At 69.1% G+C, this 22216-nt stretch carries 22 protein-coding genes; 15 read left to right on the top strand and 7 right to left on the bottom strand.

Going from position 1 to position 22216, the window contains the following annotated elements:
- Nucleotides 1-21 precede the first annotated feature (21 nt).
- From alr to E3O32_RS07465, 8 genes are all read left to right on the top strand, one after another.
- Nucleotides 22-1167: an alanine racemase gene (gene alr, locus E3O32_RS07500; RefSeq protein ID WP_134508173.1), complete on the top strand. Its 1146-nt coding sequence runs from the start codon at nt 22-24 to the stop codon at nt 1165-1167.
- 38 nt (nt 1168-1205) lie between these two features.
- A complete protein-coding gene (gene tsaE, locus E3O32_RS07495) occupies nt 1206-1715 on the top strand; it encodes a tRNA (adenosine(37)-N6)-threonylcarbamoyltransferase complex ATPase subunit type 1 TsaE (protein ID WP_134508361.1) in 510 nt (169 codons plus the stop codon).
- A 9-nt stretch (nt 1716-1724) separates the two neighbouring features.
- Nucleotides 1725-2357, top strand: a complete 633-nt coding sequence (gene tsaB / locus E3O32_RS07490) for a tRNA (adenosine(37)-N6)-threonylcarbamoyltransferase complex dimerization subunit type 1 TsaB (protein WP_134508171.1) — start codon at nt 1725-1727, stop codon at nt 2355-2357.
- Nucleotide 2358: 1 nt separating this feature from the next.
- Nucleotides 2359-2877, top strand: coding sequence for a ribosomal protein S18-alanine N-acetyltransferase (gene rimI, locus E3O32_RS07485; RefSeq protein WP_166790802.1), 519 nt, complete (start codon nt 2359-2361; stop codon nt 2875-2877).
- Nucleotides 2874-3941, top strand: a complete 1068-nt coding sequence (gene tsaD, locus E3O32_RS07480; RefSeq protein WP_134508169.1) for a tRNA (adenosine(37)-N6)-threonylcarbamoyltransferase complex transferase subunit TsaD — start codon at nt 2874-2876, stop codon at nt 3939-3941. The genes rimI and tsaD overlap by 4 nt, the downstream gene beginning before the upstream one ends.
- A gap of 142 nt (nt 3942-4083) precedes the next feature.
- Nucleotides 4084-4479 (top strand): DUF4190 domain-containing protein, encoded by a 396-nt coding sequence (locus E3O32_RS07475; protein ID WP_134508167.1) that lies wholly within the window; start codon nt 4084-4086, stop codon nt 4477-4479.
- Between the two features lie 55 nt (nt 4480-4534).
- Nucleotides 4535-5137 (top strand): DUF4190 domain-containing protein, encoded by a 603-nt coding sequence (locus E3O32_RS07470; RefSeq protein WP_134508165.1) that lies wholly within the window; start codon nt 4535-4537, stop codon nt 5135-5137.
- An 8-nt stretch (nt 5138-5145) separates the two neighbouring features.
- Nucleotides 5146-5574, top strand: a complete 429-nt coding sequence (locus E3O32_RS07465; RefSeq protein WP_134508163.1) for a hypothetical protein — start codon at nt 5146-5148, stop codon at nt 5572-5574.
- Between the two features lie 46 nt (nt 5575-5620).
- Here E3O32_RS07465 and E3O32_RS07460 read toward each other — a convergent pair whose 3' ends face one another.
- Nucleotides 5621-6820 carry a class I SAM-dependent methyltransferase gene (locus E3O32_RS07460; RefSeq protein ID WP_134508161.1) on the bottom strand — a complete coding sequence of 400 codons (1200 nt, stop codon included), beginning with the start codon at nt 6818-6820 and terminating at the stop codon, nt 5621-5623.
- 129 nt (nt 6821-6949) lie between these two features.
- Here E3O32_RS07460 and groES point away from each other — a divergent pair, with 129 nt between their 5' ends.
- The 4 genes from groES (at nt 6950) to E3O32_RS07440 (ending at nt 10453) form a co-directional block, all read left to right on the top strand.
- Nucleotides 6950-7246: a co-chaperone GroES gene (gene groES, locus E3O32_RS07455; RefSeq protein ID WP_066597535.1), complete on the top strand. Its 297-nt coding sequence runs from the start codon at nt 6950-6952 to the stop codon at nt 7244-7246.
- A gap of 87 nt (nt 7247-7333) precedes the next feature.
- Nucleotides 7334-8275, top strand: coding sequence for an EamA family transporter RarD (gene rarD / locus E3O32_RS07450; RefSeq protein ID WP_134508159.1), 942 nt, complete (start codon nt 7334-7336; stop codon nt 8273-8275).
- A 30-nt stretch (nt 8276-8305) separates the two neighbouring features.
- Nucleotides 8306-9031, top strand: a complete 726-nt coding sequence (locus E3O32_RS07445; RefSeq protein ID WP_134508157.1) for an ABC transporter substrate-binding protein — start codon at nt 8306-8308, stop codon at nt 9029-9031.
- A gap of 126 nt (nt 9032-9157) precedes the next feature.
- Nucleotides 9158-10453: an ABC transporter substrate-binding protein gene (locus E3O32_RS07440; protein WP_134508156.1), complete on the top strand. Its 1296-nt coding sequence runs from the start codon at nt 9158-9160 to the stop codon at nt 10451-10453.
- A gap of 351 nt (nt 10454-10804) precedes the next feature.
- Here the strand turns inward: E3O32_RS07440 and E3O32_RS07435 are convergent, their stop codons facing one another.
- The 4 genes from E3O32_RS07435 to E3O32_RS07420 are packed head-to-tail and all read right to left on the bottom strand — an operon-like array spanning nt 10805 to nt 14753.
- Entirely contained in the window at nt 10805-11581 is a 777-nt protein-coding gene (locus E3O32_RS07435) for an ABC transporter ATP-binding protein (protein ID WP_134508154.1), read from the bottom strand.
- Complete coding sequence (locus tag E3O32_RS07430; RefSeq protein WP_134508152.1) at nt 11568-12491, bottom strand: ABC transporter ATP-binding protein; 924 nt, start codon at nt 12489-12491, stop codon at nt 11568-11570. The genes E3O32_RS07435 and E3O32_RS07430 overlap by 14 nt, the downstream gene beginning before the upstream one ends.
- Entirely contained in the window at nt 12481-13461 is a 981-nt protein-coding gene (locus E3O32_RS07425; protein WP_134508358.1) for a branched-chain amino acid ABC transporter permease, read from the bottom strand. Before E3O32_RS07425 ends, E3O32_RS07430 begins: the two co-directional genes overlap by 11 nt.
- A 14-nt stretch (nt 13462-13475) precedes the next feature.
- Nucleotides 13476-14753, bottom strand: a complete 1278-nt coding sequence (locus tag E3O32_RS07420; protein WP_134508150.1) for a branched-chain amino acid ABC transporter permease — start codon at nt 14751-14753, stop codon at nt 13476-13478.
- A gap of 309 nt (nt 14754-15062) precedes the next feature.
- Between E3O32_RS07420 and guaB the strand changes: the two genes are divergently transcribed.
- Nucleotides 15063-16565, top strand: coding sequence for an IMP dehydrogenase (gene guaB, locus E3O32_RS07415; RefSeq protein ID WP_134508148.1), 1503 nt, complete (start codon nt 15063-15065; stop codon nt 16563-16565).
- A 73-nt stretch (nt 16566-16638) separates the two neighbouring features.
- Here the strand turns inward: guaB and E3O32_RS07410 are convergent, their stop codons facing one another.
- Nucleotides 16639-17781 (bottom strand): MalY/PatB family protein, encoded by a 1143-nt coding sequence (locus E3O32_RS07410; protein WP_134508356.1) that lies wholly within the window; start codon nt 17779-17781, stop codon nt 16639-16641.
- A 112-nt stretch (nt 17782-17893) separates the two neighbouring features.
- Here E3O32_RS07410 and E3O32_RS07405 point away from each other — a divergent pair, with 112 nt between their 5' ends.
- Nucleotides 17894-19012 (top strand): GuaB3 family IMP dehydrogenase-related protein, encoded by a 1119-nt coding sequence (locus E3O32_RS07405; RefSeq protein WP_134508146.1) that lies wholly within the window; start codon nt 17894-17896, stop codon nt 19010-19012.
- Between the two features lie 40 nt (nt 19013-19052).
- Nucleotides 19053-20780 carry a glycerol-3-phosphate dehydrogenase/oxidase gene (locus E3O32_RS07400; RefSeq protein WP_174776495.1) on the top strand — a complete coding sequence of 576 codons (1728 nt, stop codon included), beginning with the start codon at nt 19053-19055 and terminating at the stop codon, nt 20778-20780.
- Between the two features lie 241 nt (nt 20781-21021).
- On the opposite strand, the gene E3O32_RS07395 is transcribed toward E3O32_RS07400, so the two are convergent.
- Nucleotides 21022-22005, bottom strand: a complete 984-nt coding sequence (locus E3O32_RS07395; RefSeq protein ID WP_134508144.1) for a P-loop NTPase family protein — start codon at nt 22003-22005, stop codon at nt 21022-21024.
- Nucleotides 22006-22216 lie beyond the last annotated feature (211 nt).

The following is a 22216-nucleotide window of genomic DNA, read 5'->3' as shown; positions in this document are numbered from 1 at the left end:
CCTCATGGCGGGCGTCTTCTCGTGACGGGCTTCCGGGAGGCGGTCATCGACCTCGGCGCGATCGCCGCCAACGTCGCCCACCTGCGCACCCTGATCGGCACTCCGCACCTGATGGCGGTGGTGAAGGCGAACGCCTATGGCCATGGCGCACTGCCGGTCGCCCGCACGGCGCTCGCCGCCGGGGCGGACTGGCTCGGGGTCGCCGACGTCGACGAGGCGCTCCAATTGCGCGCCGGCGGCATTGACGCGCCCATCCTCGCCTGGCTGCACGACCCTGACGTCGACTTCAGGGCGGCGATCAGCCAGGACATCGACCTCGGCCTGTCGTCGGAACGCCAGCTGCGGCAGGCGGCGGATGCCGCGGCGGCCCTCGGCCGCACGGCCTCGGTTCAGCTCAAACTCGAGACCGGGCTCAACCGCAACGGCGTGCACGAACCGGACTGGGCCGACGTGTTCGCGCTGGCCGCCGGGTTGGAGCGGGCCGGACTGCTCCGCGTGCGCGGTCTCTTCAGCCACCTCTCGAACGCGTCCCCGTCCGACGACGCGGATGCGGTCGGCCGGTTCGAGCGCGGCGTGCGGCTGGCCGCCGTCGCCGGACTGACCCCGAGCCTGATCCACCTCGCCTCGACGGCCGCCGCGCTCCGGTTGCCGGCAGCGCGGTTCTCGATGGTGCGGATCGGCATCGGCCTGTACGGGTTGTCGCCGTTCGAGGACCAGGACTCGCACGACCTGGGTCTCGTCCCCGCGATGACCCTGCGCGGGAGAGTCGCCGCCGTGCGCCGGGTCGCCGCCGGCGCCGGGGTCTCCTACGACTACCTCTGGCGGGCGCCCGAAGACGGCAACATCGCCCTCGTCCCCCTCGGCTACGCCGACGGGGTGCCCAGGCAGGCGTCCGGCGCCGCGACCGTGCGGATCGGCGGCCGCACGCATCCGATCGTCGGCCGGATCGCGATGGACCAGTTCGTGGTGAGCGTCGGCCAGGTGAACGTCGCCGTCGGCGACGAGGTGGTGCTGTTCGGCGACCCCGGGGCCGGCGCGCCGAGCGCCACCGACTGGGCGGACGCCGCCGGCACCATCAACTACGAGATCGTGACCCGGATCGGGCACCGCGTTCCACGCAGCTACCGGCAGCCGGGAGAGGCTGCCCAGCCCGGCACGGAGGGTTGATCGGCCTCGTGCGCACCGTGATCCCCGACGCCGACGGAATGCACGATTTCGGCGCCGCCCTTGCCGGCCGGCTGCGGGCCGGCGACCTGGTCGTGCTCACCGGGCCGCTCGGAGCGGGGAAGACCACCTTCACCCGCGGCCTGGGCGTCGGTCTGCGGGTTCGCGGCTCCGTCACCAGCCCGACCTTCGTGCTCGCCCGCACGCATCCCAGCACGGTCGGCGGCCCGCCCCTCGTGCACGTCGACGCCTACCGCCTGGCGAGCGCCGTCGAACTCGACGACCTCGACATCGATTTCCCGAACTCGATCGTCGTCGTCGAGTGGGGCCGCGGCATGCTCGACGGCATCACCGAATCGTGGCTGGACATCGAGATCGAGCGCCCGCTCGGGGCGTCGCAGGCCGCGCCATCCGGCCTCGACGACGACGGGCTCGACCTCGACGAGCCCCGCACGGTTACGATCACGCCACACGGTCCGCGCTGGGCGGGGGCCGCCGGATTCGAACCCGCCGCCGCCGGAGAGGCCAGGGACGCGCGGCTCAGCGAATAGGCTGGTGAGGTGCTTCTCGCCATCGATACCTCCGCCGGCACGAGTGTCGCCGTCGTCGACCTCGAGCGCGGTATCATCGCCGAACTCGGCACCGACGACACCATGCGCCACGCCGAGGTGGTCGGCCGGCTGATCGCAGACTGCCTCGCCGCCGCCGGCGTCACAGTCGGCCACCTCTCCGCGGTCGCCGGCGGAATGGGCCCCGGCCCGTTCACGGGGCTGCGGGTGGGGATCGCCGCCGCGCGTGTCTTCGCCCTCGGCGCCGGCAAACCGTTCGTGCCGATCGTCAGCCACGACGCCATCGCCTTCGGACGCTACCGGGCCGGCCATGCCGGCGGCCTCGTCGTGGTCACCGACGCGCGACGCCGCGAGGTGAACTGGTCCGCGTACAGCGGGGCGGATGCCGTCGGCCTGCCGATCCGCATCGACCCGCCCGGGGTGGCGAAGCCGGCCGTGCTGCAGGAGCCCGACTGGGCCCACGCCGGGTTGCCCCGTTTCGACGCGGCGACGGTGTCCGCCGGCGAGCTGGGGCTGGTCGCCGAGCTCAGCTGGGCCCACCAGCGCGCCTTCGCCGCCGACGAAGCGCTCTACCTGCGGTCGCCGGACGTCACCATGTCCACCGGTCCGAAACGGGTGAGCTGACGTGACCTGGCAATTGCGGCGGGCCACCCGCGACGACGTCGACGCCATCATGGCGCTCGAAACCCGCATCTTCGAGAACGACGCCTGGTCCAGGGAAGCCATGAACAGGGACGTCACCGACCCGGACTGCTACTACCTGGTGGCGTTCCCGCCCGACGCTCCCACCCAGATCGACGCCTACGCCGGCCTGCAGGCACCCCGCGGGGCGACGGAGGGCGACATCCAGACGATCGCGGTCACCGAGGAAGCCAGGGGGCACGGCCTCGGGCGCACGCTCGTCCAGACCCTGCTCATCGAGGCCCGCAAGCGCGGCGCCCGCGAGGTCTTCCTCGAGGTGCGCGCCGACAACCCGGGGGCCCAGCGGGTCTACCGCCGGCTCGGCTTCGAAGAGCTCGGCGTGCGCCGCGGCTACTACCAGCCCGACAATGTCGACGCCCTGGTGATGCGGGTGCGGTTGACGGCCCCGGAGATGGCCCCGGCCGTGCCCTCGGAACCCGAACGCCCGGAGGCGACCGAATGAATCGCACCAACCCGCTGGTACTCGGGATCGAGACCTCCTGCGACGAGACCGGGATCGGAATCGTGCGCGGCACCACCCTGCTCTCCAACACGATCGCCTCCTCGATGGACGAACACGCCCGCTATGGGGGCGTCGTGCCGGAGGTCGCCGCCCGTGCCCACCTCGAGGAGCTCGTGCCGGCGATCCGCGCGGCGACCGCCGAGGCGGGCATCAGCCTGGCCGAGATCGACGCGGTCGCCGTGACTTGCGGCCCCGGTCTCTCCGGAGCGCTCATGGTCGGCGTCGGGGCGGCCAAGGCCCTGGCGATCTCACTCGGCAAACCGATCTACGCGGTCAACCACCTGGTCGGGCACGTCGGGGCAGACCTGCTGCGCATCGACGACGACCAGACCGGTGCTCCGCTCGAGTACCCGACAATCGCGCTCCTCGTCTCCGGCGGGCACACGTCCCTGCTGCTCGTGCGCGACCTCGTCTCCGATGTCGAACTCCTCGGTGAGACCATCGACGACGCGGCGGGGGAGGCGTTCGACAAGGTCGCCCGCATCCTGGGTCTGCCCTACCCCGGCGGCCCGCAGATCGACCGGGCCGCGCTGGAGGGCAACCCCGCGGCCATCCGGTTCCCGCGCGGCCTCAGCCAGACCAAGGACATGGCCAGGCACCGCTACGACTTCTCCTTCTCCGGACTGAAGACCTCGGTGGCCCGGTGGGTCGAGCAGCGGCAGGATGCGGGCGAACCCGTGCCGATCGCCGACGTGGCGGCCAGCTTCCGCGAGGCTGTCGTGGACATCCTGCTGACCAAGGCCGTTGCCGCCTGTGTCGACTTCGAGGTTCCGCGGCTGCTGCTCGGCGGCGGAGTGATAGCCAACGCCCGTCTGCGCCAGGTGGCCGTGGAGCGCACGGATGCCGCCGGCATCGCCCTCCGAATCCCGCCCCTGTCGCTCTGCACCGACAACGGCGCCATGATCGCCGCCCTCGGCGCTCAGCTCATCATGGCCGGGCACGAGCCCTCGTCGCTCGAGTTCGGGGCGGACTCAACACTGCCGGTCTCGGAGATCCAGGTCTGAAATCCCGTCTCATCCGAGGTTCCTTGCGGAAAGGGATATTCTGGGCGAGTGGGACCCGGTTCGTCACACACGTTGACACCGCGCGGCCCGCGCTGCCACTATGGCACCGCCACACGACCCACTTCCTGAAGGAGTGCATGACATGACCGACCCGAACCTGCCGCCGGTGACCCCGCCCCCGACCAACCAGCCGCCGATCTACCAGCCGCCCGCCGCCCCGGCCTACGGAGCCCCGGCCGCGCCCGCCTACGGTCAGGGCGGCGCCTACGCGCAGCCTTACGCCCAGGCGCCCTCCGACAAGTACAACGTGCTGGCGATCGTCTCGCTCGTGTCGGCGTTCTTCATCTCCCTCGTCGCGATCATCACCGGGCACATCGCCCTGAGCCAGATCAAGAAGACCGGTGAGAAGGGCCGCGGCCTGGCCATCGGAGGCCTCGTCCTCGGCTATCTCGGCGTTCTGGCGACCATCATCGTCATCATCGTCTGGTTCGTGGTCATCGCCGCCGCGGTCAACGACGGCTCCATTTCCGGCTACTGATCTTGCCGCGGCGAGGCCGCGGTTCGGAATGAAAGATGTGGAAAGGAAATTGCTCATGAGCGATTCGAATACTCCAGGCCTCTCGGGGGTGCCGCACGTGCCGGAGGTACCGCAGGTGCCGGATGTCCCGCACGTGCCTGAGGTCCCGCAGGTTCCCGACTTCCCGAACACGTCAGCCGCGCCGCCGGTCGCGCCCGCCTACGCCTCAGCCACACCCCCGCCCGGCTACGGTGCGGGCCCGGCCGCGACGCCGCCGCCGCCCGGCTACGGTGCCGGTCCTGCCGCCCCGCCGCCCTACGGCAGCCCGCCGCCCTACGGCAGCCCGCCGCCGGCCTCCGGTGCGCCGTATGCTCCCTATCCGGGGCGGCCCGCCACCAAACAGCCGATTCTCAGCATCCTGGCGCTCGTCGCCGGAATCATCGGAATCCTCGGCTCCCCGGTGGTGTTCATCCCGATCGCCGGCGGCATCTTCGGTCTGTTCATTCCCGCGGCGGCCGTCGTGCTCGGGTTCCTCGGGCGCACCAAGGAACCCCGCGCGAAGGGTTTCTGGCTGACCGGAATCATCACCGGGGCGATCGGCGTTGCCCTCGCACTGCTGAGCATCGTCATCTGGGCCGTCGTCTTCGCCAACATCCCGAACACCGGATACAGCTACTGAACCGCTCCATGGAGGCCGAACGCCCGGACGGGGACCAGCCCGCCCCGCCCACCGGACGCGGTGACTTCCGGCTCGACCTCACGCGACCGCGAGGAACGGTCGACGGCGAACTGGACTACGAGTCGACCGTCACCGCGCCCACCGAATGGGTCCCCTACGTCTACACCGACACCGAGCTGCAATCGCGTGAGGGTGGGCGGGGGCTCTCCGTCGCAGCGCTCACATTCGGACTGGCCGGACTGCTCGTCGCCCTGTTCGGTGTCTGGGGTGCGCCGCTCTCGCTGGCCGCCGTCGTGCTGGCGATCATGGCGCGCCGGTCCGAACGCCTCGGCGGCGCACTGTGGGTCTGGGGGCTGGTCTCCGGTCTCGCCGGCCTGGCGATCGTGATCGGCTGGTGCGTGATCATCAGCCAGGCCCTGGGCCGGATCGCGTACTGACGATCGCGTACTGACTCCGGGCCGCCGAACGGCCTCGGCCGGCTGCTCAGGCCAGTGTGCGCACACGCTCCACGAGCAGTGCAACGCGCTGACCGGCGACCCGGGTGAGCACGAGGGTGCCCGATTCGGATCCCTTCAGCCGCAACCGGGTGCGCAGCGTGGCCGGGTCGACGTCCACGCCGCGTTTCTTGATCTCCAGCGTGCCGATCCGGCGTTCCTGTAGCGCCAGACGGAGCTTCTTCTCGTCGAACGGCAGCACCTCGAGCACCCGGAAGGCCGTGGCGAACGGGGTCGGGCGCAGGACGGCGGAGGTGAGGTAGGCGATTCCCTCGCTCAACATGAGGGCGCCCTGCGAGCGGGCGAGATCGCCGATCAGCCGGGCACGGATGACCGCACCGTCGGGCTCGTAGAGATAGTCACCGAGCACCCCCACTTCCACGTCCTCGCTGTCGGCGGGCGCGTTCAGCTCGTGGGTTCCGTCCCGGTCCAGGAGCAGGGCCGACCGGCGGATGCCGTCGCGGGCCAGGGCGCCGAACCACAGTCCCATCTCGACCAGTTTTCCATCGACGGACACCCACTGCGCCTCCGCGCCGGCGGGGATGAGGTCGCGGTCGTGCCCCGGGCCGAGCTTGACGCCGATCGGCATCCGCTCACTCAGGCCGAACACGAAATCGAGGTTGGGGGAGTAGTCCTCCGGACGGGTCAGACGGGACGTGTTGTTGTGGCCCGCGGTGCGCCGGGCCGGGTCGAGCCAGGCCGCGTCGAAGCCGCAAAGATCGAACGTCTCGGCGTCGCCGTGCGCCACCGCCGCGTTCTGGAACGGAGCAAGGTTGAAGCTGGCGACGGTCGCGGTCACCTCGTCGCTGTCGACCGCCGTCACCGCGAGGTCCATCGCGGCCATGGCCATCGCGTCGCCGCCGATCCCGCACCCGAGGTCGACGACGCGGGCCAGGGCGGCACCGACGAATCGGCCGGCGTGCAGTGCGGCCACCCGCAACCGGGTTGCCTGCTCCAGGCCTGCCTCGGTGAACAGCATCCGCCCGGCGAACTCTCCGAACTTGGGTACGGCGCGTGCACGCAGCCGGGACTGGTTCAGCACGGCGGTGACCAGGCCGGGGGCGTGGCCGGCCTTGCGGAGGTCACTCACCATCTGCACGACGTCGCCCGTCGGGTCATAGGGCGGCAGGGAGTCCAGCAGGCGCAAGCCGTCCGGCGATAACAGCTCGACGAGCTCTGAGCGATCCATCCCGCAAACCTACCAACCATGGGCGCATCTGGCACTCACGTTGCGTGAGTGCCAGATGCGCCCTAAACTCGACTTAGCACTCTCGCTGTGAGTCTGCTAACTATGTCTTAGCTAAGAAAGAGGTCAACCGTGTCGGTCTCCATCAAGCCGCTCGAGGATCGCATCGTCATCAAGCAGGTCGACGCAGAGCAGACCACCGCATCAGGTCTGGTCATTCCTGACACCGCCAAGGAAAAGCCCCAGGAGGGCGAAGTCGTCGCCGTCGGCCCCGGCCGCATCGACGACAACGGCAACCGCATCCCGCTCGACGTCGCCGTCGGCGACAAGGTGATCTACTCCAAGTACGGCGGAACCGAGGTCAAGTTCGGTGGCGAGGATCTCCTCGTGCTGTCGGCCCGCGACGTGCTCGCGGTCGTCGTCCGCTAGTCAGACGCACCACGCAGCAAATCCCGGATGGCCCTGGCCATCCGGGATTTGTCGTTTCCGGGGGCCGTCCCGGAGGATGGGCAGACCATGGACACCCACATCGCAGCAGGACGCCCGCAGCGGAGCGCGCACAGCACCGGGCTGATCTACGCGGTCCTCGCCTACGGACTCTGGGGGATGCTGCCGCTGTACTTCCTCCTGCTCGCCCCCACCGGAGCGTTCGAGGTCGTCGCGTGGCGGGTGCTGTTCTCCCTGGTCTTCTGCGCACTGCTGATCACGGTCACGAAGAAGTGGGGTCAGTTCCTCGCGGTGCTGCGCCGCCCGCGGATCGTCTGGACAATGGGCCTGGCCGGCATCCTGATCTTCGTCAACTGGCAGACCTACGTCTTCGGAACCCTGTCGGGCCATGTGGTCGAGGCCGCGCTCGGCTACTTCATCAACCCGATCGTGACCGTGTTGCTCGGCGTTCTGGTGCTGCACGAGAGGCTCCGGGCGCTGCAATGGATGGCCATGGGCATCAGTCTCGCCGCCGTGGTCGTGCTCACCGTCGGCTACGGCTCGCTGCCCTGGATCTCCCTTGTGCTCGCGTTCTCGTTCGGCTTCTACGGGCTGATCAAGAAACGCGTCGGCCACAGCGTCGACGCCCTGGCCGGACTCACCCTGGAAACCATCTGGCTCGCCCCGATCGCGATCGTGCAGTTGATCGTCGTCGGTGCCGTCTCCGGGCTCACCTTCGGAGCCATCTCGCCGTGGCACACGGTCGGTCTCCTCACCACCGGCGTCGTCACGGCCGTGCCGCTGCTCTTCTTCGCCGCCGCGGCCCGGCGTCTCCCGCTCACCTACCTGGGGCTGATCCAGTTCATCGCGCCCATCCTGCAATTCCTGGTCGGGGTGTTCATCCTGCACGAACCGATGCCGCCCGAACGCTGGGTCGGATTCGGCCTGGTCTGGGTGGCGCTGGTCATCCTGACCACGGACATGGTCGTCAGCGGGCGGGCGCCGCGGCGAGCGTCCCTCGAACCGGCCTGACCCGCGTTACGCTCGGGGAAAGGAGTCCGGATGCCCCGTCGCACCATCGCCGCCTCGCTCGCGTTCGCCGGGCTGCTCCTCGTCTCCGTCGCGGGCTGCGCGCCGACGACCGTGGCCGCCCCGGCCACCGCCGCGCCCAGCGTCGCGCCCCGGGTGGCGGCATCCGGTGACGGCACGCTGTTGCTGGGCTCGCTGTTCCCGATGACGGGGGACGCCGCCGCCTCCGGGGCAGCCCAGGTCGCCGGCACCGAACTGGCTGCCAGGGAGATCTCCGAACAGGGCCTGGTGCTCGGCCACCCCGTCGTGATCGTGCACCGGGACTCAGTCCGCGACGCTCCGGGAGCCGTGGCCGATCTCCTGGCCCGCGGCGTCGACGCCGTGCTCTGGGACGCGACCAGTCCGGTGCCGCCGGACGTCGCATCCGCCCTGGCCGCCGCCCGGGTGGCGCTGGTCTCCCTCGCTCAGTTCGCGAACGGAGGCACCCCGCTCGCCGCCGGCGACGAGTTCGCGGCGCGCCTTGGCACCATGGACCCGGAGATGGAGGGCACGGCCGGCGGAGGCGAGGCCTACGACGGCGTGATCCTCACTGCGCTGGCAGCGGTGCAGGCCGACGACGACGGCGGGCCGTCGATTGCGGCGGCCCTCGACCGGGTGAGTTCGGGCCCTATGGTCTGCGCCTCTTGGGGAGAATGTGCGGCGGCGCTGGCCGAGACGCAACAGATCGCCTATGAGGGTGTCACCGGCCGCCGATCGTAACGATTTGGGTCGCGTTACACGGATGTAACCCTGTCGCCTTGTTTCACGCGATTCCTGTCAATAATGTGACAGCACGGCGGTCAATCGATCGCTGTGACCTTTCACTTCCTATTCCCAAGGAGCAACATGAGCGTATTCGCGAAGGCCTCGGCCTCCCGCTCAGTCCGGGCAGTCATCACCGGCGTCGCCATGGTCGGTGTCAGCGCACTTCTGCTCACCGGATGCAGCAGCAATTCCGCTGCCCCGACTGCATCGGAGACGCCCGCTGCGAGTGGAGACGCGAAGGCCATCAAGGCCGGCGACCGCAACCTCACTCTCAAGATCGGCACGATCCTTCCCCAGAGTGGCGCCCTCGCCTTCCTCGGCCCGCCCGAAGAGGCCGGTGTCGCACTCGCCGTCAAGGACATCAACGACGCGAAGCTCGGGCTCACCGTCGATCCCGTCTACCGCGACTCGGGTGACACCACGACCGACACCGCCACCGTGTCGGTGACCGACCTCCTGTCCCAGGACGTCTCGGCCATCCTCGGCGCCGCCTCGTCGGGCGTCTCGAAGACCGTGATCGACCAGATCACCGGTGCCGGCGTCGTGCAGTTCTCGCCGGCCAACACCTCGGCGGACTTCACGAAGTACGACGACAAGGGCCTCTACTGGCGCACCGCGCCGTCTGACCTGCTCCAGGGTGAGGTGCTCGGCAACCAGATCGCCGAGGACGGGAACAGCACCCTCGGGCTGATCGTGCTCAACGACTCCTACGGCACCGGCCTGGCCGACTCCACCACGAAGGCGTTCGAAGCCGCCGGAGGCAAGGTCGTCGCCAAGTCGCTGTTCAACGAGGGCGACTCCAACTTCGCCGCTCAGATCTCCGAAGTGACCGCCGCCAAGCCGGATGCGATCGCCCTGATCACGTTCGACCAGGCCAAGGTCATCACGCCCGCGCTCGTCGGCTCCGGCTACCCGGGTGGCAAGCTCTACTTCGTCGACGGCAACCTGTCCGACTACAGCAAGGACTTCGCCCCCGGTCTCATCACCGGTGCGAAGGGCACGCTGCCCGGACTCGACGTCGGAACGCTCGGTGACTTCACCACGCGCCTGAAGGAGATCGACCCGACCCTGACCGACTTCAGCTATGCGGCCGAGTCCTACGACGCGGTCGTGCTGATCGCGCTCGCCGCCTACGCTGCGAACGACGTCAAGGGCACGTCCATCGCCGACTACCTCCGCCAGGTCTCGGGCGGCACCGGCGACGGCACCAAGGTCACCGACTTCAAGACGGCCGCCAAGGCTCTTGCGAAGGGTGAGCAGGTCAACTACGATGGCTTCTCCGGCCCGGTCACGTTCGACGAGAACGGCGACCCGACCGAGGCGACCATCGGGGTCTACGAGTACAAGGCTGACAACACGTACAAGCGCATCAACTAGTCTCCGCAGCACCAACAAGGGGGCCCCGACTTCGGTCGGGGCCCCCTTTTTTCTCCACCACCCGTCTCCACCACCCGTCTCAGCTGCGCGTCCCGGGGCCCGGAGCACCCCATCGCGCTCTGGCGCGGGGGCTAATTCAGGAGAATCGGGCCGAGTCTGCTGCGGAGGGCCCGGAGCAGTGCTGCGGAGCGCGGCGACAGCCCGGAATCTCCTGAATTAGCCACCTGCTGGTCGGGGAAGCGCGGGGCGGAGGCTCCGGGGTGGGAACGGGGGCGGCGGGCACACAGAGAAGCGGCGCCCGAGGATGTCCTCCGGCGCCGCTTCTGTGCCCGGCTGGCGGGTTCCGGGAGGCTAGTCGTCCTGGCCGAGGGTGCCCAGGTACAGGCCGATCACCTTGGGGTCGTTCAGCAGCTCACGGCCGGTTCCCGTGTACGCGTCCCGACCCTGGTCGAGCACGTAGCCGCGGTCGCAGATCTGCAGGCATCGGCGCGCGTTCTGCTCGACCATGATGGTGGTCACGCCGGCCTTGTTGATCTCCTTGACCCGCAGGAACGCCTCGTCCTGCCGCACCGGGGACAGCCCGGCGCTCGGCTCGTCGAGTAGCAGCACGTGCGGGCCCATCATCAGCGCCCGCGACATGGCGACCATCTGCCGTTCACCGCCCGACAGCGACCCGGCCCGCTGCTGCAGGCGCTTCTTCAGCTCGGGGAAGATCTCGGTGACGAACTCGAGGCGCTCAGCGAGGCCCTTCGGCTTCTGAAACATGCCCATCTCCAGGTTTTCCTGGATGGTGAGCGTGGGGAAGACGTTGTTCGTCTGCGGGACGAAGCCGACACCCTTGGAGACCAGCTTGTTCGCCTTGAGGTTGGTGATGTTCTCCCCGCGGAGCAGGATCTCACCCTCGCGCACCTTCACCTGGCCGAAAATCGACTTGAGCAGCGTCGACTTGCCGGCGCCGTTCGGGCCGATGATGCCGATCAGCTCGCCGTCGTAGGCGGTCAGCGAGCAGGCGTTGAGGATGTTCACCCCGGGCAGGTAGCCGGCCGTGACCGTCTTCACGTCGACGACGGGCACGCCCGTCTGCGCGGGTGAGGGTGCCGGGGCTGTGGTCGGGCTAGAGTTCGTCATCGAGCAGCTCCTTGATCGCTACGACGTGTTCCTTCTCGGCGGAGGGATCCGCGCCGAGGTCTTCATCGTGGTGCTGGCCCAGGTAGGCGTCGATCACGGCGGGGTTGCGCATGACCTCGTGCGGGTCGCCTTCCGCGACCACCCGGCCCTCGGCCATCACGATGACCCAGTCGGCGATGTGGCGCACCATGTGCATATCGTGTTCGACGAAGAGCACGCTCATGCCCTGGGTCTTCAGGTTGAGGATGTGGTCGAGCAGCGACTGGGTCAGCGCCGGGTTCACACCGGCCATCGGTTCGTCGAGCATGACCAGGGTCGGCTCGCTCATCAGGGCGCGAGCCATTTCGAGGAGCTTGCGCTGCCCGCCGGACAGGCTGGCGGCGTAGTCGTCCTTCTTGGTGTCCAGCTTGAACCGGGTGAGGATGTCGATGGCCCTGGCCTTGTTGTCCTCCTCCTGTTTGCGCCAGAAGAACGGGAGCATCGCCCGGAACAGGTTCTCGCCGGATTGCCCCTTCGCCCCGAGGAGCATATTGTCCATCACGGTGAGCAGGCCGAGCGCCTTGGTCAGCTGGAACGTGCGCACCTGGCCCATCCGGGCCACCTTGAACGCCGGCATCCCGGACAGGGACCGGCCCTCGAAGGTCCACGACCCGGTGTCGGGCTTGTCGAAGCCGGTCAACAGGTTGAACAGCGTGGTCTTGCCGGCGCCGTTCGGCCCGATCAGGGCGGTGATGGCGCCGCGGGGGATCTCCACGTGGTCGACGTCGACGGCCTTGAGCCCGCCGAAGGTGCGGCTCACGCCGTCCGCGATCAGGATCGGGTCGCGCTTCTTGCACCCGGGTTCGGCCTCGCCGATGTGCAGGTCGATCGACTTGACCGGCTTGCTGCTGGGAACTGGATTACTTGACAAAGGCCAACTCCTTCTTGTTTCCGAAGATGCCCTGCGGTCTGAAGATGACTATGAGCATGATCGCGACACCCACCAGGATGAAGCGCAACTGTCCGGCCTGGATGCTGGTCATGAACGGCAGCCAGCCGGCCTCGACGGCCCGGGCGATGAAACCCGAGAAGAACGAGAGCAGCACCCAGAAGATCATCGAGCCGATGACCGGGCCGAGAATCGTGGCCGCGCCGCCGAGCAGGAGGATCGCGTAGATGAAGAATGTGAGCGACGTCTGGTAGTTCGACGGGACCACCGCCCGGGGAAGCACGAAGATCATCCCGGCGATCGTGCCGAACACGCCACCGAGAACCAGGGACTGCATCTTGTAGGAGTAGACGTTCTTGCCCAGGGCGCGCACGGCATCCTCGTCTTCACGGATGCCCTTGATCACCCGGCCCCACGGGCTGCGCATGATCTGCCAGGTGAACAGGCAGGCCAGCACCACGATCGTCCAGGCCACGATGCGCAGCCACCAGTCGTAGGCGTTGTATTCGAACGGCCCGAAGCCGTAGCTGCCCTCGGGGATCGGGTTCAGTGCGGCGAAGCCGCCCTTGTACCCGCTCAGGCCGTTCGCCGAACCGGTCAGCGGCTCGAACGTGTTCGTCGTGAACAGCAGCCGCACGATCTCAGCGGCGGCGATCGTGACGATCGCGAGATAGTCCGCGCGCAGGCGCAGGGTCGGGATGCCCAGGACCAGGGCGAAGACCACGGATGCCCCGATCCCCACCAGCACGGCGCCCCAGACGGGGAAGCCGAAGCTGAGGATGGAAATGGCGTACCCGTAGGCGCCGAGGGCCATGAACCCGGCCTGGCCGAAGTTGAGCAGGCCGGTGTAGCCGAAGTGGACCGCCAGCCCGAGCGCCGCAAGGGCGTAGGCGGCGGTGGTCGGGCTGATCAGCTCGACGGCCGCGTTGCTAAAGATTGCTCCCCAGTCGATCATCGGATGCCCTTCTAGCCAATTCTTTCTTTGCGACCCAGGATGCCTTGCGGCCGAAGCAGCAGCACCAGGATCAGCACAACGAGTGCACCGACGTATTTCAGGTCGGAGGGAAGCCACAGCGTCGACAGTTCGACGAAGAGGCCGACGATCATCGAGCCGACCAGGGCGCCGAAGGCCGTGCCCAGGCCGCCGAGCGTGGTGGCCGCGAAGACGAGCAGCAGGATCTGGAAGCCCATGTCCCAGCTGACGCCGGGGCGGAAGTAGGCCCAGAGGATGCCGCTGAGGCCGGCCAGCGCGCCGCCGACGACCCAGACGATGCGGATGACGCCGTCCACGTCGATCCCGCTCGCGGAGGCGAGGCTGGGGTTGTCCGACACGGCACGGGTGGCCTTGCCGATGCGGGTGCGCAGCAGGAAGTAGGAGACGGCGAGCAGCACCACGATGCTGATGCCCATGCTGCCCAGGTCGATCAGGGACAGCCGGACCGGGCCGAACTGCAGGTCGGCCAGGCCGGAACCGGGCAGCTGGCTGGTGCCGCCGCCGACGAAGAACTGGAAGACATAACGCAGGGCGAGCGACAGGCCGATGCTGACGATCATCAGCGGGATCAGGCCCACTCCCTTGCGGCGCAGCGGCTTCCAGATCACCGCGTCGAGGCTCCAGCCTAGGCCGGCACTGAGCACGAGCGCGATGATGATGGCGAGCCAGACCGGCAGCCCCAGTGTGACCGAGAAGGCCAGGGTCATCAGCGCGCCGAAGGTGATCATCTCCGCGTGGGCGAAGTTGCTCAGCCCGGTGGTCCCGAAGATCAGGGACAGGCCGATGGCCGCCAGGGCGAGCAGGAGCCCGAAGTTGATTCCGTTCACGAACCGGTTGAGGAACTGGTCGAAGAAGCTGACCGTGACCCGGGTGCCCTCGCCGAGGAAGAAGTTCACCGACTTCACCTTGGTGAGCCCGAACTCGGCCTTGATGACGCTGCCGCCCTTGGCGACGATGACGCCCTTGGGCAGGGTCTTCTCGTCGAGACTGACCGTGTAGGTGGCCTTCTCAGGGACGCCGACTTTCCACTTGCCGTCGACGCCGGTCTTGACCTCGGCCTCGTAGCCGGAGCCCTTGACCGTGATCAGCACGCCGTCCAGCGGCTTCTGATTGAACTGGACGTTCCCGGCCAGCACGTAGTCGTACTGGTCGGTGCCGACCTCGTCCGCGTGCGCCGGGCTTGCCGACAGCGTGGAGAATGTGGACATCGTCAGGGCTGCGAAAAGCAGACCGAGGAAGATCACCAGCATCCTGGGTGAGTATCTGCGAACAGCTTCAGTGGAATTCACTGCACCTCCATGGCGGCATGCTGGGTCTGTCACCGAGCCTGCCCCGGGTCTCACCTGCCAACATCATTGTCGACAGTACGTGCCGATTATGTCTCATATGTTTCGGCAATGTTCCCCCAGACGACGATTTCGTTCGGCGGGTTCGGCGAGTCGCGCTGTTTAATCCCGCCGGAATGCGCGGGGGTCAATCTCGCTTAACATTGATGAACCGGTCGCATCCCTGGGATTCCCGGACTTCTTCCATTCTTCAGCTCACGCAAAAGGGGTTTCATGGATCAGCCAGATCCGTTCGGTTTCACCGGGCTCACCTACGACGACGTGCTGCTCCTGCCGGGGCACACCGACGTCATTCCCAGTGAAGCCGAGACAATGTCTCGGCTGACGCGTCGGATCAGCGTGGCCACGCCGCTGCTGTCCAGCGCGATGGACACCGTCACCGAGACCCGGATGGCGATCGCGATGGCCCGCGAAGGCGGCCTGGGCGTGCTGCACCGCAACCTCTCGATCTCGGACCAGGCCGAGCAGGTCGACCTGGTCAAACGCAGCGAATCCGGCATGATTACCAATCCGGTAACAACTTCGCCCGACGCCACCGTTGCGGAGGTCGACGCGCTCTGCGGCCAGTACCGGATCAGCGGCCTCCCGGTGATCGACTCGGACGGCGTGCTCGTCGGGATCATCACCAACCGCGACATGCGATTCGTCTCGAGCACCAAGAAGCACAGCGTTCGAGTGCGCGAGGTCATGACGACCTTGCCCCTGATCACCGGCAAGGTCGGGATGGCGCCGATGGACGCCGTCGCCATCTTCGCCACCCACAAGATCGAGAAGCTTCCGCTGGTCGACGACGCGGGCCGGCTCACGGGCCTGATCACCGTCAAGGACTTCGACAAGAGCGAGGAATACCCCTTCGCGACCAAGGACGACGCCGGACGCCTGCGCGTGGGCGCAGCGATCGGCTTCTTCGGCGACGCCTGGCAGCGCGCCACCGCGCTGCTCGAGGCCGGGGTCGACGTGCTCGTGGTCGACACCGCCAACGGCGACAGTGCCGGGGTGCTGGACATCATCCGTCGGTTGAAGACCGACCCGGCCTTCGCCGACGTCGACGTGATCGGCGGCAACGTGGCGACCCGTTCCGGCGCCCAGGCCCTGGTCGACGCCGGCGCGGACGCGATCAAGGTGGGCGTGGGCCCCGGCTCGATCTGCACCACCCGAATCGTCGCCGGCGTGGGGGTGCCGCAGATCACCGCCGTGTACCAGGCGTCCCTCGCGGCCCGGGAGGCCGGCATCCCCGTGATCGCCGACGGCGGCCTGCAGTACTCGGGCGACATCGCCAAGGCGCTCGTGGCCGGGGCGGACAGCGTCATGCTCGGCTCCCTGCTGGCCGGCTGCGACGAAAGCCCGGGCGAACTCGTCTTCGTCAACGGCAAGCAGTTCAAGACCTACCGCGGCATGGGGTCGCTCGGCGCATTGCAGAGCCGCGGCACGAAGACGTCGTACTCGAAGGACCGCTACTTCCAGTCGGATGTCCCGTCCGACGACAAGCTCATCCCCGAGGGCATCGAGGGCCAGGTTCCCTATCGCGGACCGGTGTCCGCAGTGGCCTACCAGCTGATCGGCGGGCTGCGCCAGTCCATGTTCTACGTCGGCGCGCGCACGATCGACGAGCTCAAGCAGAAGGGCAAGTTCGTGCGGATCACGGCTGCGGGGCTTAAGGAGTCGCACCCGCACGACGTGCAGATCGTGGTCGAGGCACCCAACTACCGGCGCTGATCGCGTACCGTCGCTGATCGCGCACCGGCGCTGGTCGCGCACCGGCGCTGGTCGCGTGCCGGCGCTGGTCGCGTCAGATCGCGGCGGCCAGGCGCGAGATCGCCTCGGAGAGCACCTCGGGCGAGCAGGCGAAATTGAGGCGGGCGAAGCCCTGCCCGGGAGTGCCGAACATCGGGCCGGGGCTGAGCGCCACCTTCGCACGCTCCAGGGCGGCGACCGACGGGTCGTCGCCCCAGCCGAGGCTGCGAAGGTCGAGCCAGGCCAGAAAGCCCGCGTCGGGCGGGGAATAGGGCACGCCGGGCAGCTGCGCGTCGAGCAGGGCGCCGAGCAGGCCGCGATTGGCGTCCAGCGCGGCGAGCACCCCATCGAGCCACGGCTGCCCGTGCCGGTACGCCGCGACCCCGGCGATCAGACCGAACTGGCTCGTGCGCCAGGACACCTCCTGCGGCAGGGCGGTGACGACCCGGCGCATCCGCTCGGACGCGGTGACGATGAGAGCGCACTTGAGCCCGGCGAGGTTCCAGGTCTTGCTCGCGGAGGTGAGGCACACGCCGTGCTCCGCCGCCTCCGGCGACACCGTCAGGTACGGCGTGAACACGGCCCCGGCCTGGGTGAGCGGCGCGTGCACCTCGTCGCTGACCACGGTGACGCCGTGGCGGGCAGCCAGTTCGGCCAGGGCGGTGAGGTCTTCGATGCCGTGCGGATGCCCGATCGGGTTGTGCGGGTTGCAGAGCAGGATGAAGCGGGTGCCGCCCAGGAAGGCCCGCTCGAGCGCGTCGAGGTCGAGCGTCCAGCCGGTCTGGCCGTGCAGGAGCGGCACCGGCTCCACCCGCCCGCCCGACTCGGCGACCAGGTCGAAGAACGGCGGGTAGACCGGGGGAGTGATCACGACCCGGTCGCCCGGGAGAATCAGGCCCCGCAGCGTCTCGACGATGGCGACGCTGACATCCGTCGTGCTGGCCACCTGGTCAGGGTCGACCCGCCAGCCCCACCGGTTTCCGGCGAATCCGGCGAACGCCTCGCCGAGGTCATTGGCCGGGGCGGCGTAGCCGGTGTCGCTGCGGCGCACGGCGTCGTGCAGGGCGTCCGCGATCGGCTCGGCGAGCGGGTAATCCATCTCGGCGATGAACAGCGGCAGGACGTCGCCCGGGTAGGTGCGCCATTTCATGCTCGTTCGTTCGCGCAACAGGGTCAGTGGTTCGGCGGTCACGTTCATGCCCTCAGGATGCACCCTCCGGCCGGTGCCGTCGAGGGTGCCGGCCGCCCTGCCCTCCGTCGCTCCCGGTGCCAGGTGGGCGGTGTCGGCGGGCGGCACCTAAACTGGGACCATGGAAATCGAGATCGGCCGCTCCAAGCGCGCTCGCCGCGTGTATGCCTTCGACGACATCGCGATTGTGCCCAGCCGGCGCACTCGCGACCCGGAGGATGTCTCGATCAACTGGACGATCGACGCCTACCAGTTCTCCATCCCGTTCCTCGCCGCGCCGATGGACTCCGTGGTGTCACCGACCACGGCCATCATGATGGGTCAGCTCGGCGGAGTCGGCGTGCTCGACCTCGAGGGTCTGTGGACCCGCTACGACGACCCTGAACCGCTTCTCGCGGAGATCCGCGACCTGCCCGCCGACCGGGCGACCGCACGAATGCAGGAGATGTACGCCGAGCCGATCAAGCCCGCCCTCGTCACCGAGCGCCTGGCCCAGATCCGCGCGGCCGGTGTCACCGTGGCCGGCGCCCTGTCGCCGCAACGCACCCAGGAGCTCTACGAAACCGTCGTCGCCGCCGGAGTCGACCTGTTCGTCATCCGCGGCACCACGGTGTCCGCCGAGCACGTCTCCCAGAACCAGGAGCCGCTCAACCTCAAGAAGTTCATCTACGAACTCGACGTGCCCGTCATCGTCGGCGGCGCGGCCACGTACACCGCGGCCCTCCACCTGATGCGCACCGGCGCGGCCGGCGTGCTCGTCGGCTTCGGCGGCGGCGCCGCCTCCACGACCCGGGCCTCGCTCGGCATCCACGCCCCCATGGCCACCGCCGTGGCCGACGTCGCCGGCGCCCGCCGGGACTACATGGACGAGTCCGGCGGCCGCTATGTGCACGTCATCGCCGACGGCGGACTGAACACCTCCGGCGACATCGTCAAGGCCATCGCCTGCGGCGCCGACGCGGTCATGCTCGGCACGGCGCTGGCCCGGGCGACGGATGCCCCCGGCGGCGGCTTCCACTGGGGCCCCGAGGTGCACCACTCGAAGCTGCCCCGCGGCAAGCGCGTCGAGGTGGGCGCCCTGGCCCCGCTCGAGACCATCCTCTACGGTCCGACCCCGATCGCCGACGGCACCGCCAACCTCGTCGGCGCTCTGCGCCGTTCGATGGCGACCACCGGGTACTCGGACCTCAAGGAATTCCAGCGCGTCGAAGTGGTTGTCGCGCCGTACCGAACGAACTAGCGTCAAGGTAAGCAACACACCACCCGATGGGAGTGAGCACATGGCCACAGGTAACTCGGTGTCACGGTCCACGAAGCTGGGTCCTGACGAACGCGCGGCCGCGCTCGCGCGGCTGAAAGGCAAGGAGTTGGACATCCTCGTGGTCGGCGGGGGAATCGTCGGCGCGGGCTGCGCCCTGGACGCAGTCACCCGCGGGCTGAGCGTCGGCATCCTCGAGGCGCGGGACTGGGCCTCCGGAACCTCGAGCCGGTCGTCCAAACTCGTGCACGGCGGCATCCGTTACCTGGAACAACTCGACTTCCGGCTGGTGCGGGAGGCGCTCACCGAGCGGGGACTCCTGTTGCAGCGCATCGCGCCGCACCTGGTGAAGCCGGTGCGGTTCCTCTACCCGCTCAAGAAGCGCGTCACCGAGCGGTTCTACGTGGGCGCCGGCATGTTGCTCTACGACATCTTCTCCTACACCGGCGGGCGCCCGCCCGGCGTGCCGCACCACCGCCACCTGTCGAAGCGCCAGGTCAAGGGGCTGCTGCCCAGCCTCAACACCGACGCCATCGTCGGCGGTATCACCTACTATGACGCCCAGGTCGACGACGCCCTCTACGTGGCGTCGCTCGTGCGCACGGCCTCGTTCTACGGCGCCCACGCGGCCAGCCGGGTGCGGGTCGAAGGCTTCATCAAGGTCGGCGAACGGGTGGTCGGCGTGCAGGCGCACGACCTGCAGACCGGCGAACGCTTCGAGGTGCGCGCCAAGCAGGTCGTCAACGCGACCGGGGTGTGGACGGACGACACCCAGCGCATGGTCGGTGAACGCGGCACGTTCAAGGTGCGCGCGTCGAAGGGGATCCACCTCGTCGTGCCGCGCGACCGGTTCCAGTCGGCGATGGGGTTGCTGCTCCGCACCGAGAAGAGCGTGCTCTTCGTCATCCCATGGGGCCGGCACTGGCTGATCGGCACCACCGACACCGACTGGCACCTGGACAAGGCGCACCCCGCGGCCACCGCCGCCGACATCGACTACCTGCTCGAACACGTCAACGCCGTCGTGCGGGTTCCGCTCACCCGGGAAGACGTCGAGGGCGTCTACGCCGGCCTCCGCCCGCTCCTGGCCGGGGAATCCGAGAGCACCTCGAAGCTGTCGCGGGAGCACCTCGTCGGCCACTCGGTGCCCGGACTGGTCGTGATCGCGGGCGGCAAGTGGACCACCTACCGCGTGATGGCGAAGGATGCGATCGATGCGGCCGTCGATGCGCTCGACGGGCGGATCCCGGCCTCGACCACCGACGAGATCCCGCTGCTCGGCGCGGAGGGGTACCGGGCCGCGTGGAACAAGCGCGGCCGGATCGCCAAGGCGTTCGGGCTGCACACCGTGCGGATCGAGCACCTGCTCAACCGGTACGGCACCCTCACCGACGAACTGCTCGACCTGATCAAGGCGACACCGGAGCTCGCCGATCCGCTGCCCGGAGCCGACGACTACATCAAGGCCGAGGTGGTCTATGCCGCCAGCCACATGGGCGCCCTGCACCTCGAGGACGTGCTCGCCCGGCGCACCCGGATCTCGATCGAGGCCTGGGATCGCGGGGTTTCGGCGGCGCCGGTCGCTGCCCGGCTGATGGCCGAGGTGCTCGGCTGGGACACCGACCGGGAGGAACGCGAGGTGGCGTACTACCTCAAGCGGGTCGCCGCCGAGCGGGCGTCGCAGCTGGAGCCCGACGACGAGTCCGCCGACCGCGCCCGGCTCGAGGCACCGGACATCGCGACCAAGTAGCACGCGGGCCTCCCGCTCAGCCCGTCCCCCGGCACGCAGGGCACGGTCCGCCGCACCGCGAGCCAGCCCGCGCCCGATTCCGCAGGCCGCGGCCGCGACGGCGGGCGCGGGCTGCGGTTCCGGGCGCCGCCGCGGCCCGCTGCTGCGGGTGCGGCGGGCATCCGAACTCCCCGTGGTGGCGCGGCGGTCTGCTGCGCCGGACTGCGTTGCGCGGGGCTGAGCCTGAGGGCGTAGTTCCGGGTCATCGAACCCGCGGGACGCCGACCCGAACGAGGAACCGGCCGAAGGCGATCGGGTCCACGGCGAGCGGCCATTCCCACCGGCTGACCATGGGGCCGCAGGCCCGCACCCGGTCTTCTCGGCGCTTCTCGTCCATGACCACCTGTGCGGTGCTCCGTCCGTGCGTGTACTCCTCCTTGATGTATTTCCCGAGCCCGTCGAATTCGCCGACCCGGTTGATCCGGCGCCAGAAGAAGTCGACGAAGGCGATGAAACCCTGATCGTCGTCGAACCGCACCTGCAGTTCCGGCACGAGGAATCCGAGCAGGTACATGACCGCGCGACTGACGGATTCGCCCGCGGAGCCGGATTCCGTCGCGGCGAATTCCGCAGCGCGGAACGCGGCGGTGCGGCCGTTGACGCGTGTCCGCGCCGGTATCGCGGCCAGCGCGACCTCGAGTTCATCCCTGGAGGAAAGGGCGGAGCCCTCCCGGGGACAATGGATGGCTCTGTCCAGCATGGCGACCGCCGCCGGGAAGGGCAGGATTCGGGCCATCGCAACCGCGGTGTCGGCGGCCGAGGTGACGAGCATCCCGTCCCGTTCCACGATCGACAGGGGGCCATCCTGAAAACGACGGGTGATGCCGTGGCGAGAACGGCCACCGGCGGCCGGGTCGACGAGGACGGTGATTCCCTTCGGCCAGGGACCGATCATGGGGAGCCCCCAGATGGCGGCGGCGGAGTGGTTGGAGAAGACGACAGGCTCGTCGCTCACCGCGGCGTGGGCCTGCACGCGACGCAGGTAGCGGGCATCCTCGCTCAGGAGGTCCCATTCCGATCTGAGTGTGTAAGCCCCCGTCCTCAGGCGGACCACCCGACCGCGTTCGAACTCGGTCCGCAGCTCGCGCTCAAGACCGACGGCGGTCGCGTCGCGGCTCAGGATGATGCCGTTCCGGCGCGCGATCGCGGCGAGCAGGTGCAGGGGGGTCAGCGAGGTCGTCGACATCACCCGAGGATCCGCTTCGTCGGGGCACGGTTTGCCCCGGTGCGCAGAGATGGTGGACAATCTCGAGATTCCCCGGCGGGGGAGGGGCTGCAGGCACCACGCCGGTGAGGGACCGACGGGTCGACGGGCCCTCGCCGCCGCGGCGGGTTCGGCAGGCCGCGGCGGCGGTCGCGGGTGCGGCCTGCGGAAACGGGCGCGGCGAGGGGCGCGG

Source organism: Cryobacterium mannosilyticum (assembly GCF_004402705.1).
GTDB classification, from domain to species: Bacteria; Actinomycetota; Actinomycetes; order Actinomycetales; family Microbacteriaceae; genus Cryobacterium; species Cryobacterium mannosilyticum.
Note: the sequence above shows the minus strand (reverse complement) of the source record. Positions and strands in the feature narration are given on the sequence as shown.

Bases quoted from the DNA above. Each gene is read 5' to 3' on its own strand.
- tsaE (WP_134508361.1), top strand. From the start codon at position 1,206: ATGCACGATTTCGGCGCCGCCCTTGCCGGCCGGCTGCGGGCCGGCGAC.
- tsaD (WP_134508169.1), top strand. From the start codon at position 2,874: ATGAATCGCACCAACCCGCTGGTACTCGGGATCGAGACCTCCTGCGAC.
- E3O32_RS07475 (WP_134508167.1), top strand. From the start codon at position 4,084: ATGACCGACCCGAACCTGCCGCCGGTGACCCCGCCCCCGACCAACCAG.
- E3O32_RS07470 (WP_134508165.1), top strand. From the start codon at position 4,535: ATGAGCGATTCGAATACTCCAGGCCTCTCGGGGGTGCCGCACGTGCCG.
- E3O32_RS07465 (WP_134508163.1), top strand. From the start codon at position 5,146: ATGGAGGCCGAACGCCCGGACGGGGACCAGCCCGCCCCGCCCACCGGA.
- E3O32_RS07460 (WP_134508161.1), bottom strand. From the start codon at position 6,820: ATGGATCGCTCAGAGCTCGTCGAGCTGTTATCGCCGGACGGCTTGCGC.
- rarD (WP_134508159.1), top strand. From the start codon at position 7,334: ATGGACACCCACATCGCAGCAGGACGCCCGCAGCGGAGCGCGCACAGC.
- E3O32_RS07445 (WP_134508157.1), top strand. From the start codon at position 8,306: ATGCCCCGTCGCACCATCGCCGCCTCGCTCGCGTTCGCCGGGCTGCTC.
- E3O32_RS07440 (WP_134508156.1), top strand. From the start codon at position 9,158: ATGAGCGTATTCGCGAAGGCCTCGGCCTCCCGCTCAGTCCGGGCAGTC.
- E3O32_RS07435 (WP_134508154.1), bottom strand. From the start codon at position 11,581: ATGACGAACTCTAGCCCGACCACAGCCCCGGCACCCTCACCCGCGCAG.
- E3O32_RS07420 (WP_134508150.1), bottom strand. From the start codon at position 14,753: ATGCTGGTGATCTTCCTCGGTCTGCTTTTCGCAGCCCTGACGATGTCC.
- guaB (WP_134508148.1), top strand. From the start codon at position 15,063: ATGGATCAGCCAGATCCGTTCGGTTTCACCGGGCTCACCTACGACGAC.
- E3O32_RS07410 (WP_134508356.1), bottom strand. From the start codon at position 17,781: ATGAACGTGACCGCCGAACCACTGACCCTGTTGCGCGAACGAACGAGC.
- E3O32_RS07405 (WP_134508146.1), top strand. From the start codon at position 17,894: ATGGAAATCGAGATCGGCCGCTCCAAGCGCGCTCGCCGCGTGTATGCC.
- E3O32_RS07400 (WP_174776495.1), top strand. From the start codon at position 19,053: ATGGCCACAGGTAACTCGGTGTCACGGTCCACGAAGCTGGGTCCTGAC.
- E3O32_RS07395 (WP_134508144.1), bottom strand. From the start codon at position 22,005: ATGTCGACGACCTCGCTGACCCCCCTGCACCTGCTCGCCGCGATCGCG.